The organism is Bacillus vallismortis (assembly GCF_004116955.1).
GTDB classification, from domain to species: Bacteria; Bacillota; Bacilli; order Bacillales; family Bacillaceae; genus Bacillus; species Bacillus vallismortis.
Genome location: NZ_CP026362.1, coordinates 1387957 through 1403526 on the forward strand (window position 1 = coordinate 1387957; position 15570 = coordinate 1403526).

Here is a 15570-nt window from a genome sequence, read left to right on the forward strand (position 1 = left end):
CTAGTATCCATTACGTTTGAATAATAAAAAAGCGTCCCTGTTTATACAGAAACGCACATGAAAAGAAATTATAAATGGGCTGCAATCATGAATCTTTTAGCATTTGTGCAAATTCCTTTTTCAGTTTGATTGGTTTCAATGAAGTTGTTCAAAATATGAAGGTCACTCCGTTCCTGACCAAAATCAGGGATGATAGGAGTATGTTTGAGCAGGAAAATTAGGTCTTCGGGTCTTTGATAATATTCAATAGCGTCATAATCATGTACTTGGATATATGAAAATCCAGCATCTTTTAGTTCTTGGATATATCGCTCTTTTAATGTCCCATCTTTTTCTGCAAATGACTGCCCTCGACCGAATGTTTTTTTACATTCAGTTTGTCACCTTCACTAACTTGTTGTGTTAAAAACGTCCCGCCCTTTTTCAATACGTTAGCAACTTCTTTAGGGTTGAACGGGGCATGTTGATTTGACACCAAATCAAAGAATTCAGCAGGGAATTGTAAATTTTCAGAGGACATTTGGAGAAATCGAACGTTTGAGAGACCCGAATGGTTAAGGTTGGATTTTGCCGTTTCCACCATCCCGCGAGAAAGGTCTATTCCAATTAAGAGACATAATGAAGATGCAATTTTTAATGCGTTTTCCCCTCCGCCAGTACCTATATCCAAAAGTATATCTGAGTGATTACATCTTGCTTGTACTTCTTCGTAAAAATTCCACTTAACCCCTTCAGATTCACACTTAAATTCACTGAAATTCCAGCCGTTTACTTTTCCAACCTTATCATAAAAATCAATTTGATTCATTTTTCCTCTCCGCCTTTCACATTAGAAATTAAACAATTTGCTTTTTTTTTCAGATGCTGGCTTACCTAAACTAAGTAATGACGATGTTTACTGAAATCAGGGATAAACGCTAAAAAAATGAAATACACCGTTCATGAAAAAGAAGAACGGTGTGGTATTAAAAAAATGAGAAAGCTATAAGGTGGATCAATCATGTGTTTCACTGACAATCTTGATTTATATCATGATTTGAAATTGTTAAGAACGACTTTTGCAGCCTCAGCGATAAGAGCATTATCATAATGAGCATCTTCCGTAAACCGGTTTGATAAGATTGCCACAACAATAGGAGCTCTATGAGGCGGCCAAACGATAGCAATGTCATTTCGTGTTCCGTAACTTCCGGCTCCAGACTTATCGCCGACTTCCCATCCTATAGGAGCACCCGCCCGAATCAGTTCGTCACCAGTAGCGTTCCCCCGCATCCAGTCAGTTAAGATCGTGCGCTTGTCAGGTGTAAGGTTGTTGTCAACAGTGAAAGCTTTAAGGTCTGTTGCTAGTGCTTTGGCGGTGCTTGTGTCTCGAATATCCCCAGGAATGGCAGAGTTTAGATCCGTCTCGAAACGATTTGCCTTGGTTACATGATCCCCAATCTGTTTCAGTGATTTTTCGAAACCTTTAGGGCCGCCAAGCTGTTGAAGCAATATGTTCCCAGCAGTATTGTCGCTGTAACGGATAGCAGCCTCAGCGATTTCCTTCAAGCTCATCCCTGTATCCACATGTTTTTCTGTGATTGGAGAATACGTAACAAGATCGTCTTTGCTGTAGTGAATGACTTCATTAAGTTTTTCAATTGTGTTTTTCTTCAGGACAGCAGCTGCGGCGAGAACTTTATAGGTTGATGCGTATGCAAATCGTTCATTGGACCGATAGGAAATCGTCTTGTTTGTACCTGTGTCAATTGCATAAACGCCCAGTTTCGCATCAAATTTCTTCTCAAGTTGAACAAATTTTTCATCCGTTATACAGCTTGTCACTTTTGTGTCTCCTATGGCTTTTGCTTCAGCATGCGTTGATGCATCAAAGGGTTTGAAACCAGTAAGGCTTAAACATAAAAGTCCAATACAGATTCCAAGTTTTAATGGCGCTTTATTTTTCAAATGAATCGACCTCCTCATTCAATTGATGATGTATTCACCTTCTATTAATAACACAAAAATAGGAGTAAAATCGATATATTTCCAATGAAAGTTTAAACTAAACCCATTCATTCATCTCGTTTTTTGATTTTTCATATAGTAAGTGAATAGGGCCATGAGGGAAAGGGAAGAAAAATAGATAAACACCCATTTTAAAGGTGATTATGGTAAATATCATAGTGCAGCTGGCATGAGATTTTATCAGTGTTCCTAATTAAAAGCATGGCGTGAAGCCATCCTAATGGGAGCGTAATCAATGCAAACAAAAAAAGTGTATCTTTATGTATTTCATACCATGTCAGACTGGGAATATGGCTATTTAATTGCTGAACTAAACTCAGGGAGATATTTTAAAAAAGATGTAGCACCTTTAAAAGTAGTTACAGTAGGAGCTCATAAAGAAGTAATAAAGACGATGGGAGGGCTAAGCATAAAACCAGATTTTACCCTTGATGAGTGTACGTTTGAGAGTGAGGATCTTGTGATTTTACCCGGAGGGAATACTTGGGGAGAAGATATTCATCAACCGATTTTGAAAAAAGTTGGCGAAGCTTTAAAGCTTGGCACGATTGTTGCTGCGATTTGCGGTGCAACCGAGGGCCTCGCGCATTATGGATACTTAGATACCAGAAAGCACACAAGCAATGACTTAGCTTATTTGAAAATGGTCTGTCCTCACTATAAAGGAGAACCATTTTATGAGATGGGGCCTGCAGTATCTAATGAGAATTTGGTAACCGCATCAGGAATTGCTCCCCTTGAATTTGCGATGGAAGTACTGAAAACATTAGATGTGTGTGCACCAGAAACATTGCATTCATGGTATGAGTTAAACAAGACCCAAAAACCTGAATACTTCTTCGAGCTAATGAATACAATAAATTGATAGAATCAGTGCCATGCCCCAGAAATGATGGGGCATTTTTTTATGATGAAAGAAAGCGATACAATGCAAGCAGGGTGATTCAAAAATTTGAAACAATAACAGCATTTGGAACGTATTGTAATAAGAAAGCTAATAATCGACGCTTATTTAGCTTTCTTGTTTGACGCTGTACATGCTGTGAAAGGGGGATGAAAATGCAATTTCATCAAATTCAAAACGGAAAACAAACCAATCATCTTAAATGGCTGGGGGCTATTTTTTTCAGCTGGGGAACGTTCGTTTTTGCGTTGTTTTTTGCTACTTTTGTCGGTTCAATGGCACGCCAAGCAGGAGCTTCCAAGCTCTTGCAGCAAGGTATTCAGGCAGGCTTAGTGACGTTCATTACTGTTCCGCTGCTTTATATTCTTCTTAAGCGGACGTCCAGTAGACCATTCTGCTCTATCGGATTGTCTGGCTGGCGGCAAGCCATTCCGAAAGCCATTATGGGAGCACTGTATGTGATTTTTCTTTCTGGAACTGGGTTTACTATCGCCCATTTATTAGGCTTGATAACCATTACACAATTTCACTTCTCCGGACATTTGGTTACAGTATTGCTCTTAAATATGATCATCGCATTCTTTTATGAAGCTTTTCCAGAGGAGTTAACGTTTCGCGGGACGATGTACAATGCTCTAAACGGGCGATTTAACTGTTTTATAGCCTTACTTCTGCAGCCGATCCTATTTGTGCTTGCACCAATAGCTGTATGTGGTTTGCAGTATATAGCAGGAATCGAATCACCAGCTATCACATTAGGTTACATCGTTTTATTGTTATCTTTTGGTTTCATTCTTCAACTTCTGCGTATTGTAACAGGAAGCTTATGGACATCTATCGCCTTTCATCTGGCTTTTCTCGAAAATTCTCGTTTTTTCGTCGTGCAGGGGGATAAACGCTTTATTACCTATGAAGAAATCGTGCCGGGTACAGGAACGCTGTTTGTAATCTTTTTTATGTTGCTTTTTGTTGGTACTCTACTATTAATGCCAGCAGTAATAGCAAGGTGGAGACGTAAGAAGAAGAGAATCGGGCATGATGTTTAACGACTGGTTTATACACAAATGGAAAGTGTCGAGGTAAATGGAAAGGAGCAAAGATGTCTATTTTAATAATTGTTGAAATCTTCTCAGTGTTAACTGTATTAGGTTTATTCGCATGGGTGTTCAAAAAATAAAAAAATGCGGATGAAGATGTATTTATTTATGCGAGGTACATGATATATCTTCTTGTAGCTGAAGTTGTCAGATATGTCATATTTCATATTAATGAAGTATAAAACGATAGGATCGTCATAATTGTCGGAATCATCATTCTATCTATAAAGTACATGTTTTACTTACCAATCATGTAGCTTCAAATGATTTTGATTAAAATCTGTCATATCTGCACATTGAACTGCATAAATTGCTAGTCTTTTAAAAAGGTCATAATCTATCGATCACTCAAAGTGAAAATGGTATACTGATGTGACAAGTATTGGAAGTCTCTTGCACACTTCGAGAAATAAAATCAGGGGGATTACATTGAAACCAACCACGACTTATGCAGTCATATGGATATCGACTGCTTTGGCTGCTTCAGTAGGTATTATCGTTACCAAGAGCGCACTTCCGTTATGGGCGTTATTCATTCCTATGATAATACCGTTTCCAAAAGATAAAAACAAATAAAACCAGCACACTATAGCATTACGATGAGTTTACCTGAGCGGAACATAACAACGTAACCCATGATTTGAAAATGCGGAGATGCTCACTTGAGCCATTATCAAAAGAAGTTGAAAAGTTATGTTCATTCTCTTGCGTTTTCGAGTATTTCATACGGTCTGAACTTTGGTCTGTATATGTTTGTTTATTCCAATTTTATGGGCAATCAGGTTACACTATTGACTTCATTGTTTTTTACGCTTTCATCACTTACTTGTGATTGAGATTTTAGTGAAATTAGAACAATTAGGCTAGATCATGTATTTAACTGCGTTTATAACAAGTATAAAAGCCGCTGATCCGAACATGATATACGCAGACCTTGTTTGTTTTTTTAAAAGGGCCTCCACCCCCATTAAAACAAACAGAAGTGCAACTAGCACTTGGAGAGAGGTTAAAAGGAAATCACTTTGATTATATAATGAATACACGCACAGTATTAAAGCCACACATGAAATGAACAACTTTGAAGCTTTCAGCAAAGAACCACTCCTTGAAAAAGTTTTTTTATTTAAAAGCTTAACACGTTATGCGCTGTCCTTGGAGAGACTAAGGGAGTAAGATAAAAGAAGCATGTTAACAAAACGAATGAAAAATGCTGTTTTTCACACGCAAGCGTTCATCATTTCTTTCAGAGCTTTTTTAACAAGTGACATTGAAGTAAGGGAAATTCAATTGTGGCAATGAAAGGGGGGAAGGGTATAAAAAAACTAGTCGTGATTTCTAGCATTCTAGGAATCCTGTTATCAGCCATAGGACAATTTTTTGGAGTATTAACCGGTTTTTTCCTTTCGGGTATTTCTCGGTTTATTGGGATTGTCGCAGGAATTCTTATGTTATTAAGTCTAAAGTCGAGAAATATAGAAGTGCAGTCATTTATCGTTAATGTAAGTACTTCGTTAGGAATAATAGGTGCAGGAATTTTATATATTCCAGCTGCGCTTATCAATATCTTGATTGGCTTCAAGTTAAACGAGAAGGTAAAAGAAGAAAACACGAATGAGCAGCTCTGAATAAACTGTTTTTTTGTTAGAGATTGCGAAATCATCATTTGAAGAGTGCTGCTGGACTTTGATTTTCCTTTTGATATGACACCTATTGTGGATTTTATTACCACCTATGTGCGAGAGGTAAATAAAGACACAAAACTACATAACATGAAAAACAGCAATTTTAATTATCTTTCTCAAAAATAAATGAAGAAAAATGAGGAGGAGAAATGTATGGATTTACCTGCTTGGGCTTATATCGTATGGACAATCATAGGAGTTGCTGGGTTCATAAGTTTCATGTACTTCTCATATTTTACTGACAAAGCTGAAAAAGAAAACAGGCTATAAAAGCCATTTCTTCATGATGAGCAAGAGGTTAAATTGACACAAAGGCATGAAATGAGAATCATTCAGTATTGCTTGACTTTAAAAGGGATCGAGTAACATGGATCATAAAAAAGATGACATTCAAAGAAAATATAGAGATCAAATTAGGGAGAAGACAGAACGAGAAAAAGAAAATGGCAGCAGCAATCATTATTTTGATGTTTTTCTTTCAATCCGTTTATAAGGATTTTTAACATCATACTAGAAAAGCTGAATGACTTACCGGAAGTGTACATAGCAAAAAAAGCAACGATTCGAACGTTGCTTTTTGTTTTTATTGGGTCCTTTGCATGTTAGGAGAAAGGACGTCCTTTGGAGGAGTCCGTTCCTTAACTTGTTTTAGCGTCGCTACGATAAGAAAGCTAACAATCACTAACAAAAGCCATGAACTCACCTTTCCTAGGTGAACAAGACTCCATGCCTCGCTTTGGTTTGGATATGTCCAAGCCCCAAAAAAAGTTGCGATATTTTCCGCTATCCATATAAAAAATCCGATAAGCACAAAAGAGAGTGCAAGCGGCATACGGTAATGAGTTCCATTCACCTCGTATATGACCCAAGTTTGCCAAAAGACAATGATGACAAGTCCAGATAACCACCAGCGAATGTCAATCGAATAATGATGGGTAAAAAAATTCAAATAAATCGCAGCAGCAAGCGGGACAACTGCAAAAAACGGCGGCCACTTCACCAATTCAACCTTAAGCCTTCTCCACGCCTGACAGAGATAGCTGGCTACACTTGCGTACATGAAGCCGCTATATAAAGGCACCCCGAATATTTTGGAATATCCTTCTTCTGGATAAGCCCATGAGCCCATATGGACTTTGAAAAGTTCAAGAGCAAGCCCAATAAGGTGGAACAAAGTGATCACTTTTAATTCATCTCTTGTTTCAAGCCCGGAACGCACTATCAGCCCCTGCATGAGAACACAGATAATAAGCAGCCAGTCATACCTTGGCAAGAAGGGAAGCGGGATGATTTGTGTAACAGCCAAAGAGGCAAAAATGACGACAGGAAACAAACATGAAAGAGCCTGTTCCCAACCAAAACGAACGAGTTGTTTGAAGGCTCTCATGATGTGTGATTCCCCCTAAGGTTTTTTCTGGATATCTGTAGGGCACGCTTAAAATAGACGCTAAATGGACATAAGGTTGCATCCATAGGATCACCGCCACATCACTTTATTTTTTTATGAAAAAGCGTTCTTTTTATGTGTCTTCCTCGCTTCGATATTCCAAAATATCTCCGGGCTGGCATTCTAAAGCCTTACAAATTGCTTCTAAGGTTGATAATCGAATGGCCTTCGCTTTACCGTTTTTCAAGATGGAGAGATTAGCCATCGTGATGCCGACTCTCTCCGAAAGTTCTGTTACGCTCATTTTCCTTTTAGCAAGCATCACATCAATATTGATAATAATCGACATGTTTATCACCTCAGACCGTTAAATCATTTTCTGATTTTATATCAATCGCTTCTTTTAACAGTTTTTGAAGAACAGCAGCAAAGACCGCGATCACCATTGAAGCAAAAATAATGACCAAGCCGATGACTATGATACCCGGGGCATCGTCTATCTCGGCGATCAGATAAAAAAATGGCATGCCTGCCGCAAACAAGAGACTGATAGTGACCGCACAGTATTTAATATTTTTTAGAGCTCTTACAGAAATGTTGGAGAAAGCTTTGTTCTGGTCAATATAGCTTAAAAGTTTGAACGCTTGATAAAGTGCAAAGTAAAAAGGTATCGCCGCTACATACAAAAAGACGAAAACAAGATATTTTATATAAGCTATATTTGGTAATAATTCTGCTGCATAATTGGCTATCTTAGGCACCACAAATATGCACAAAGCAAGAATTGGAATGCCAATAAGAATAACAGCAATCTTTAGAAATAGTGTTGAGACTTGATTCATAAAAAGCACCTCACCGATTTGTTGTCATCCTGAATGTAACACGATATTTATCGTTTTACAATAAAAAAGTATTGAAATTGATTATCTTATTATCGTTATATGGAGATTTTTCATTTTAGATAAGCCAAAAGTCGATTATAAGCAACGAATGACACTGTGTGCTTCAGGCAGCTCGGAGAACAATAAAAGATATGGATTTCCTTTTAGGGATTTATTATGGCTGAAAAATAGTGTAACAACGATAGGAAGAAATACATCAAAGGATAAGCTGGTGTTCATACTAATGATCAGGAGGTAAACCGGCTTATGATACTAATGTGGATCACTGGTCTTTTATTATTGGCTCAACCAAGCGAGCCGACTGACAGCTTATCGGTGACACAGCAAGGGCGTACGATAGCTACTGTTACCCGTGATAGCTTTACATTGCCTCTTCCCGGTACCCCGATAATTGACCATGAAAAGTACCGTGAATTCATCAAACAGCTCAATAAGCACATTTATCGTGAGCCGATAAACGCTGTGCTTAACGATCAGGGAAGCATCGTCCCGGGCAGGGTTGGGTACAGACTTTATCAACAGGCGTTTAGGGAAACGTTTTATGCATTTGTCTATGGCCAAGGCCCCTCCAAGGTAGAAGTGCCGGAAATAAACATTTATCCGAAAGTTGACAGCGAACTGCTTGCTCACATCAGTACACATCAGCTTGGCCATTACGTAACGTATTTTAATGCGAATAATAAAAGCCGCTCACACAATATTTCCCTTTCTGCAAGAGCGATTGACAATCATGTTGTTTTCCCTAATGAAACGTTTTCATTTAATCAAGTTGTTGGGATGAGGACTAGAGATAAAGGATATAAAAGTGCACCCATTATTGTTAAAGGTGAGTTGTCTGAAGGTGTAGGCGGAGGGATTTGCCAGGTATCATCAACACTATATAATGCAGTCGATCGCGCGGGACTGCGAATCGTTCAGCGTTATTCTCATACAAGAAGCGTGCCATATGTTCCGCCTGGACGCGATGCGACAGTAAGCTGGGGAGGTCCTGACTTTCTCTTTCAAAACCAATATAACCAGCCAATACTCATTCGGGCCAAACGGCGTGGGGGAAGTATGGTTGTTACGCTTTACTCTTCTGATATGATCAATAACAAACTGAGAAACGTTCCTAATGCACCATCTCAAATACCGAAAGAAATAAATGTTGAGCGGCAATTGGATGCCTTTATTGGAGAACCAACTAAAAAAGAAAGAAGGGATAAATGAAGTGAAGAACGTATTATTTTTCTTATGTGTTTTATTATTTTCATTTCATTTTGCTCAACCAAAAACATACGCCCTGACTTTTTCTGTGTTACCCATTACACAAAAAACAGAACAGTGGTCAGTACAAGTAAGTGAAGCAAAAAATGTAAAGGGATTAGCGCGTCCTAAGAAAGGGGTATATCATGTATATTCCTTGGAAGTCAAAAACATAGGGAAGGAAGCGGCTACGGTGGATGTGCAATTGTATCGAAATGATCCTGACTCAATCACAAGGTTTTCGCTTTTTGGATGCCCTAATGAAAATGGTATAAATCAAATAGAAGAGGCTAAAACGTTAGCTCAAAGTTTAAACGATGGCTCGCCGTTGAGGTTTAATCATTTTATGCTGGCAAATAAGGCTTCAGAGTTAGAAGTGGTGATTATTTGGACGCAAAAAGGGCAGGAAGGGCGCCATTTAAAACAGAGCTTTACATTCACTGAAGACGGCGGACATTAGGCGTATAAGCAGCTTGTTTTAAAATTTGCCAGTCAATGAAATAGTGTTTTTAACTTTATATAGAGAGAATATTAATCAGGATGAAGCTCCTGGTGAGGAAGAAAGGAGAGAGTAACAAAAAAAGATGGGATGATTTGATGATTAGATCCATTACTTTGCCTGAGGAAAAAACGAAAATCACAGTCGGAAAACCAATCAAAGAAGAGTCGAACGTCAAAGTTACTGCCATCTTTGACTACAGAGAAGAACCAGAGGAGGCATTTTGGATACATTTATCCGATGGAAGTGAAATGTTTGTTGATAATCACAAAGTCTTTATTGAATACCAATAGAGAAAGTAAGAAATAAACAGCAGTTGAATCACTTTCTGCGCGTTTTGGTTTGAAGTTGTACAGAGCAGACTGGCATGCCTTCAATAGCACCAGTTAATCATGAAAGCCATTGATTTCAAAATTTTCTATGTCGAGATTTAGGCTTTTCAATTGTTTCAACAAAACGTCAAATTTTAAGCAATCACCATTTTTGAATTCATCTGGAATAACTTCAGGGTGAGAAGTTTTCATCCCGGATTCAATCCACTGTTTGCGATACAATTGAAATGCAGCCTCAATTAAATAATCTGGCGTTACAATATAGCCTAATCTCACATCATGATCCTCACTGTAGCCAAACTCAAAATCACAACATGGACAAATGTCAAACGTTTTTTGATACTCGCCTTTATACAGAGGATTTTGAACTAATCCTTTAAATCCGCAAATTAAACATAAATATAACTTTTTCACCAATTTTCATTCCCCTTTTACTTGTTATATATTTTTATGCGCCGTAGCAAATGGTGCTTCGAACAAAGAAATGTAGAGTACTGCATTTAAATCATAATAATATAATTGTTTTATTTTTCCATATTACGAATTGTTTATCATCCAAAGAAAAGTGCAATTCAACTTTCCTAAGAGATACGAAGAGGAGAAAAAATAAGAATAGAAGAAGGTTTTTTATGTCATTGGCAAAATAGAAGAAAGAAGAAGTGGTATTCATTCATTAGTCATGAATAGTAAGTGTTCCAGCAAAATAGAAGTGAAATGTTATGTAATGATTTTAAAGGAGGGAAGAAGAGGTGATGTGCTACATTGAAATCACAAAGGACAATATTGATGACAACCATATTTGCTGTGCATTAGGTGCGAAACAGTATAATAGCGCCGTCAATGAAAAGAAGAGGTGGCTTAAAGCCCGAATGGATGAAGGGTTGGTGTTCTATCGTTTAAACGAACGGGCAAAAGTCTTTATTGAATACATACCTGCAGATCATGCATGGGTGCCTATTAAAGCGCCTAATTTTATGTATATTAATTGTCTGTGGGTATCTGGCAGATATAAAAATAACGGTCATGCGAAACGATTGTTGGACAAATGTATAGGAAGATGCGAAAACTCGCGGGATGGATGGGATTTTCCATATCGCAGGGAAGAAAAAACTTCCTTAAAACAAACAAAGATTATGATATAAGTTCTACTTTTGTGTTTATCACGATTGAATCTAAGCTCAAAAAGGATAAAGTAGCCATCAGTAGGATCATTGGCTCTTTTTTATTGCCATTTTAGTAACATTTTGATCTCATTTCTCTACTAAAAGAATAAGGGAAGTGAGGAAAAACATGAGAAAAAAGAACAACATGAAAAAATGGCTATTGATAATTGCTGTATTTGTGGTGATCTTCACCGTATCAATCTTTGTCATAATGTCAGGGAACAAAGTGAAATATGAGGGCAGCGGAAAAAGCGGATTATGGTTTTCCAACATTGAAAAATCAGACAAAAACTCAATTGGACCAAATTACTTTCTAAATTTGTATTGGCAGGGGAGTAAGAAGGATGAAAAAAGGACTGTTGTTTCAAAAATCACCTTGTACATAGATGGCAAAAAGTATGATGACAGGGAAGATTATGATTTATCAGAGTATACAGGTGAAGAAATGCCAGAGGGAGGTCAAATGCCAGACCACATCGCTACCTTTGACTTTATGCCTGAAGAGGAAGTAATAGGACATGATCTATTAGTTAAAGTAGAGTGGAAGACAGGCGGCAAAAAACAAACAGAGGATATAAAATTATATAAGAAAACATGTATTAAAAGAGAGCCAAAAGTTGACTGAATGTCTTCACTGGAGGCGACTGATTCAAAGCCCATTCATGGTTTAAGGATTGAATTCAATCCAGTTGTTACAAAACACTTTGCTTTTCTGCAAAGGACTTAGTTTTAATAAGCAATGTAAACCCTATTGTCTAAAGGGATCTACATTGCTTATTAACAGTTTACATAATAATATTATTGTGTTAATTCATTTGAATTAACTAATTGATCTTTGTACTAAAGTTTCACAATGAATTAGTGGGTAGGCACTAAGAAAATAAAGCTTGTTCACATAATATGTAAGCCGACTACCCTCCATTCTGTGCATCAAGAAGCTCAGGTGAATTGTTTTTAGGTGAGTTTACTAATGACGAAACCTGGTATGCTTCCATGTCATCAGCATCGTAGGGCTTCAGTAAGGTTGCAGATGAGCAGGTTCTGTATGTGAAGGATTCAGCCACTCTTTTTCATCCCCATGTGTCAGTATAACCGGCATTCGGTCGTGTATATCTTTCATGAACTCATTAGGTGTAGTTGTTATGATTGTGCAGGTGCCAAGAGGAGTCCCTTGAGGTGTTTTCCACACTTCATATAACCCGGCAAACGCAAAAAGAGCGGATGATTTCAATTTGATCCGGATCGGAATTTTGGTTTTGGGATCAAGCCGTTTCCATTCATAAAAACTGTCCGCCGGAATCATACAGCGTTTGCTGACAAGCGGTTTTCGAAACGCCGGCTTCTCAGTTAATGTTTCAGCCCGAGCATTGATCATTTTATAACCGACCTTTTCATCCTTTGCCCACGGAGGGATAAGACCCCATCTAAGCTTGCCTAAGCGCTGATTTGATCCATCACTGATGATTGCCAAGATGTTTTGTGAAGGTGCAATATTATAGCTTAGACGGTATTCGGCTTTAGGGAAAAATTGATCGCTGTCAAACTGGTCAATAATATCATCAAATGCAGAGAACAAAGTAAACCGGCCGCACATATCCATCATCCTTTTTTGTATTTTTAAATAGTGTACAGGTTGGATCCATGAAAATCAAAAAACGAAATGAGCTCTGCAGGTTAACTTGAAGGTAAAGATTGATGGATCATTGTATTGATTCTGTTTATAGCTTTTAAGATTCTGTAAATTTGATTGAATGGGGTTTCCGCTATTTATATAATGACTTTGCAGCTTGGATTTTACATAACGAATGCGATAAGGGGGAAAGTGAAATGAAAAAAACTTCGTTTGCTGTTTTGATGTCATTTCTCTGTTTTATCAGCTTGGTTCCAACAGTTGATGCTGCTGTCATTGATCATGACAAAGTCGTAGGTTTCAATGAAGTTGTCCCAACTACTATTTCTCAAAAGGCAGAAAAAAAGTTTCAGCCGTATTTGAAGGTTTATAGCGGCTGTGTGCCCTTTCCGGCGGTAGATGCACAAGGCAATACAAGTGGCGGGTTACAGCCATCTGGATCGTCTAAAGGAGATTGCAGCAAACATACCGGACAAGTTTATTCACGTTCAACTTGGTACAATGGCGTGTGGGCAATTATGTATGCTTGGTATTTTCCAAAGGATGAGCCTTCACCAGGTCTGGGTCATAGACATGACTGGGAAGGAATTGTAGTGTGGGTCGACAATCCGTCTAACCAAAATGCAAACGTTTTATCCATTGCATACTCCGGACATGGGAAATTCACGAATGTTCAGCCAAATGAAAGAAATATGAAGGATACACATCCATTAATTGCGTACAACAGCACATGGCCCATAAACCATGAGTTGCATATTAGTGATCAAGTAGGGGGCACTCAGCCATTAATCGGGTGGGAAGACTTAACACCGGCAGCGAGGAATGCTCTGAATACAACGGATTTCGGTAAAGCGAATGTCCCTTTTAATGACCCTAATTTCACGAATCATTTAGAAAAGGCCTGGTTTAGATAATGCATAATGTAGCATGCTGGATTTGACATTAGATTTTTTTGAGCATGTTCATGACAAGATGCATAAAGTTTATATTGATTAGCAGAAGCGCTGCGCTGATGATGTAGAGCTACAAGAGAGGATTGTAAGGATGTAAACGTTAAAGGTAGTGCGGTTATCAATGTAAAGAGCTGTACGCGCACGAAAAAAGGGTTAAATGTAAAGGCCGGTTTAAAAACTTGGGCCTTTTTTTAATGAATTGGTGTCTGGAGAATGAACAATTGGAGCAGTTCCGAAGGCAATGTTAGTTGAAAATGCTAACAGCAATATTTACAGATAGAAACAGGCTTTTTTGTATCAGCCCTTTATTAACCTCCAGAGTGTGTTATTGATCTAGTATCATTGTTAGCGCCGGTTGCCTCAAATTACAATACCGGACAAACCATATTAAAGTGATGGCGGTCTAGTTTATAAAAACGAATTCACATGTGAATAGAAGAATTGATAGTAAAACATTGTTTGAGCCGATTCTTTTTATTCTATTTACTTGCGATAAACTGGTATAATAAAAAATCGATTGGGACGTTGTGGCGAAAAAGAACATAAGCTTTTTGGCAAGAATGGTTAGACTGGTCCTGGACTTGAGCTTGAGGGAGGCAATAAAACCGCTTGAAAATACCCTATAAGCGAAAAAAGAGGCTCGGCGTTTTTTACGCAGGCCTCTTTTGTGTCAGTAGCCAAATACCAGTGTTGTACTTTGTGAACCGGCATATTTCGTGACAAATTCTTTTGTATATTGCGGCGTTTGGACACGGTAGCTATAGTTAGAGCCGGGATTCCATGAAGTCAGCGGAGAGGTTTGCTTGTTTAGAGACGGATAGCTGCCTATATCCTTGAAATAGCCAGTGCCCTTGTCATCTAGGATTCCGCCTTTTTCACTGCCTTTCCCGAAGTAATTATATTCGGAATATATTCTTGCTTTTGTGGCAATAGTAATTGCCTGGTTAAAGTTGTTGCTGTAATTGTTTTTAACATGAAAGTATCCGTATCTCATGAGGCCCGGGCCTCTTACATACAAGTTCTCAAAATAATTGTTGGCGATTGTCATATGGGGATAGCCGTCATATTGATGCTGTGAATCATCTGGGTATCCCAAAATTAGACCATATTTATGATTCGCGAATTTTGAGTTGCTGATCGTGATATAATCCGCTGATTTTCCGATATAAAGGAGCTTGTCCAAATCACTTCCGCTTGCGCTGTAACTGTGGCCTGAGAATGTGACGTGGTCAATCCAATAGTTGATGCCAGAATCTAAATAAAGCTGGATATCGTTATTTCCGTTAATCTGCGGACTGTGTTCGAATGTCAGATTTTGAAAAATGACGTTTCCTGATGCAGATGAAGTTGTTAAATAAATGTTCTTCAGCGTTTTTTTCGCGTAAGAGCCTACGAGTGTTTTGTTTGAGCCAATGGTGACTGTTGTCTTCGAAGATGCGGAAAGATCATTTTGAAGCACTAAAATTTTCGGAGTGGAACCTCCTATATGGGTTTTTAAATCATTAACGCTTTGAATGTAAACAATTTGGCCGTTTTTTCCGCCCGTTGTGCTTGCTTTAGAAATGCCTTTTTCATTTTTAGCATTTCCGGCAAATCCTAAAAGGCCATTCGTCGAGGTATTTGGAAAATCAACAGCTCCAAATGCTTTTCCAGGCAAGAGAACCAAAAACAAACTAAACACGGCGAACCATAAACAAAATCGTTTCAGCATAATCTGCCCCTTTCAATTAAATTTCCTTGCGGAGATTATTATTACAGGTAATGGAATG

Annotated in this window: 14 protein-coding genes and 6 pseudogenes; 11 read left to right on the top strand and 9 right to left on the bottom strand. The window is 38.2% G+C overall.

The window, feature by feature from the left end:
* Positions 1–68 precede the first annotated feature (68 nt).
* Positions 69–808 (bottom strand): annotated as a pseudogene (locus BV11031_RS07630) (class I SAM-dependent methyltransferase).
* Between the two features lie 221 nt (positions 809–1029).
* Positions 1030–1953, bottom strand: coding sequence for a class A beta-lactamase (bla, locus tag BV11031_RS07635; protein WP_082246383.1), 924 nt, complete (start codon positions 1951–1953; stop codon positions 1030–1032).
* A gap of 289 nt (positions 1954–2242) precedes the next feature.
* On the opposite strand from bla, the gene BV11031_RS07640 reads away from it, so the two are divergent.
* From BV11031_RS07640 to BV11031_RS22890, 3 genes and pseudogenes are all read left to right on the top strand, one after another.
* Positions 2243–2872 (top strand): type 1 glutamine amidotransferase family protein, encoded by a 630-nt coding sequence (locus tag BV11031_RS07640; RefSeq protein WP_010330580.1) that lies wholly within the window; start codon positions 2243–2245, stop codon positions 2870–2872.
* A gap of 194 nt (positions 2873–3066) precedes the next feature.
* On the top strand, positions 3067–3957 hold the full coding sequence (locus tag BV11031_RS07645) for a CPBP family intramembrane glutamic endopeptidase (protein WP_129550716.1): 891 nt from the start codon (positions 3067–3069) through the stop codon (positions 3955–3957).
* A 713-nt stretch (positions 3958–4670) separates the two neighbouring features.
* A pseudogene (locus tag BV11031_RS22890) lies at positions 4671–4837 on the top strand (UPF0715 family protein); the annotation flags it as partial.
* 34 nt (positions 4838–4871) lie between these two features.
* On the opposite strand, the gene BV11031_RS23345 reads toward BV11031_RS22890, so the two are convergent.
* Positions 4872–5102 carry a hypothetical protein gene (locus BV11031_RS23345; protein WP_010330582.1) on the bottom strand — a complete coding sequence of 77 codons (231 nt, stop codon included), beginning with the start codon at positions 5100–5102 and terminating at the stop codon, positions 4872–4874.
* Between the two features lie 201 nt (positions 5103–5303).
* On the opposite strand from BV11031_RS23345, the gene BV11031_RS07660 reads away from it, so the two are divergent.
* Both BV11031_RS07660 and BV11031_RS07665 read left to right on the top strand, forming a co-directional pair.
* Positions 5304–5633 carry a hypothetical protein gene (locus BV11031_RS07660; RefSeq protein WP_041952601.1) on the top strand — a complete coding sequence of 110 codons (330 nt, stop codon included), beginning with the start codon at positions 5304–5306 and terminating at the stop codon, positions 5631–5633.
* Between the two features lie 424 nt (positions 5634–6057).
* Positions 6058–6193: pseudogene (locus tag BV11031_RS07665) on the top strand (hypothetical protein).
* Between the two features lie 80 nt (positions 6194–6273).
* Here BV11031_RS07665 and BV11031_RS07670 read toward each other — a convergent pair.
* The 3 genes from BV11031_RS07670 to BV11031_RS07680 form a co-directional block, all read right to left on the bottom strand.
* The gene (locus tag BV11031_RS07670) at positions 6274–7077 is read right to left on the bottom strand and encodes a DUF817 domain-containing protein (protein WP_010330586.1); all 804 of its coding nucleotides are present in this window, start codon (positions 7075–7077) and stop codon (positions 6274–6276) included.
* Between the two features lie 133 nt (positions 7078–7210).
* Entirely contained in the window at positions 7211–7426 is a 216-nt protein-coding gene (locus tag BV11031_RS07675) for a helix-turn-helix domain-containing protein (protein ID WP_010330587.1), read from the bottom strand.
* A 10-nt stretch (positions 7427–7436) separates the two neighbouring features.
* Positions 7437–7919: a DUF2975 domain-containing protein gene (locus tag BV11031_RS07680; protein ID WP_010330588.1), complete on the bottom strand. Its 483-nt coding sequence runs from the start codon at positions 7917–7919 to the stop codon at positions 7437–7439.
* A 306-nt stretch (positions 7920–8225) separates the two neighbouring features.
* Between BV11031_RS07680 and BV11031_RS07685 the strand changes: the two genes are divergently transcribed.
* From BV11031_RS07685 to BV11031_RS22645, 3 genes and pseudogenes are all read left to right on the top strand, one after another.
* Positions 8226–9188 carry a VanW family protein gene (locus BV11031_RS07685; RefSeq protein WP_041952594.1) on the top strand — a complete coding sequence of 321 codons (963 nt, stop codon included), beginning with the start codon at positions 8226–8228 and terminating at the stop codon, positions 9186–9188.
* Between the two features lies 1 nt (position 9189).
* A complete protein-coding gene (locus BV11031_RS07690) occupies positions 9190–9684 on the top strand; it encodes a hypothetical protein (protein ID WP_010330590.1) in 495 nt (164 codons plus the stop codon).
* A 137-nt stretch (positions 9685–9821) separates the two neighbouring features.
* Positions 9822–10020, top strand: a pseudogene (locus BV11031_RS22645) (hypothetical protein); the annotation flags it as partial.
* An 89-nt stretch (positions 10021–10109) separates the two neighbouring features.
* Here the strand turns inward: BV11031_RS22645 and BV11031_RS07695 are convergent.
* Positions 10110–10472 (bottom strand): hypothetical protein, encoded by a 363-nt coding sequence (locus BV11031_RS07695; RefSeq protein ID WP_010330592.1) that lies wholly within the window; start codon positions 10470–10472, stop codon positions 10110–10112.
* Positions 10473–10807: 335 nt separating this feature from the next.
* Between BV11031_RS07695 and BV11031_RS07700 the strand changes: the two are divergent.
* Together BV11031_RS07700 and BV11031_RS07705 are read left to right on the top strand one after the other, a co-directional pair.
* Positions 10808–11171: pseudogene (locus BV11031_RS07700) on the top strand (GNAT family N-acetyltransferase); the annotation flags it as partial.
* A gap of 174 nt (positions 11172–11345) precedes the next feature.
* Positions 11346–11843, top strand: coding sequence for a DUF4944 domain-containing protein (locus BV11031_RS07705; RefSeq protein WP_010330594.1), 498 nt, complete (start codon positions 11346–11348; stop codon positions 11841–11843).
* Between the two features lie 286 nt (positions 11844–12129).
* Here the strand turns inward: BV11031_RS07705 and BV11031_RS07710 are convergent.
* Positions 12130–12812: pseudogene (locus BV11031_RS07710) on the bottom strand (SOS response-associated peptidase).
* Between the two features lie 233 nt (positions 12813–13045).
* On the opposite strand from BV11031_RS07710, the gene BV11031_RS07715 reads away from it, so the two are divergent.
* Positions 13046–13762: an NPP1 family protein gene (locus tag BV11031_RS07715; protein WP_129550717.1), complete on the top strand. Its 717-nt coding sequence runs from the start codon at positions 13046–13048 to the stop codon at positions 13760–13762.
* Between the two features lie 709 nt (positions 13763–14471).
* Here BV11031_RS07715 and BV11031_RS07720 read toward each other — a convergent pair.
* On the bottom strand, positions 14472–15509 hold the full coding sequence (locus tag BV11031_RS07720; protein WP_026014539.1) for a polysaccharide lyase family 1 protein: 1038 nt from the start codon (positions 15507–15509) through the stop codon (positions 14472–14474).
* Between the last annotated feature and the right edge of the window lie 61 nt (positions 15510–15570).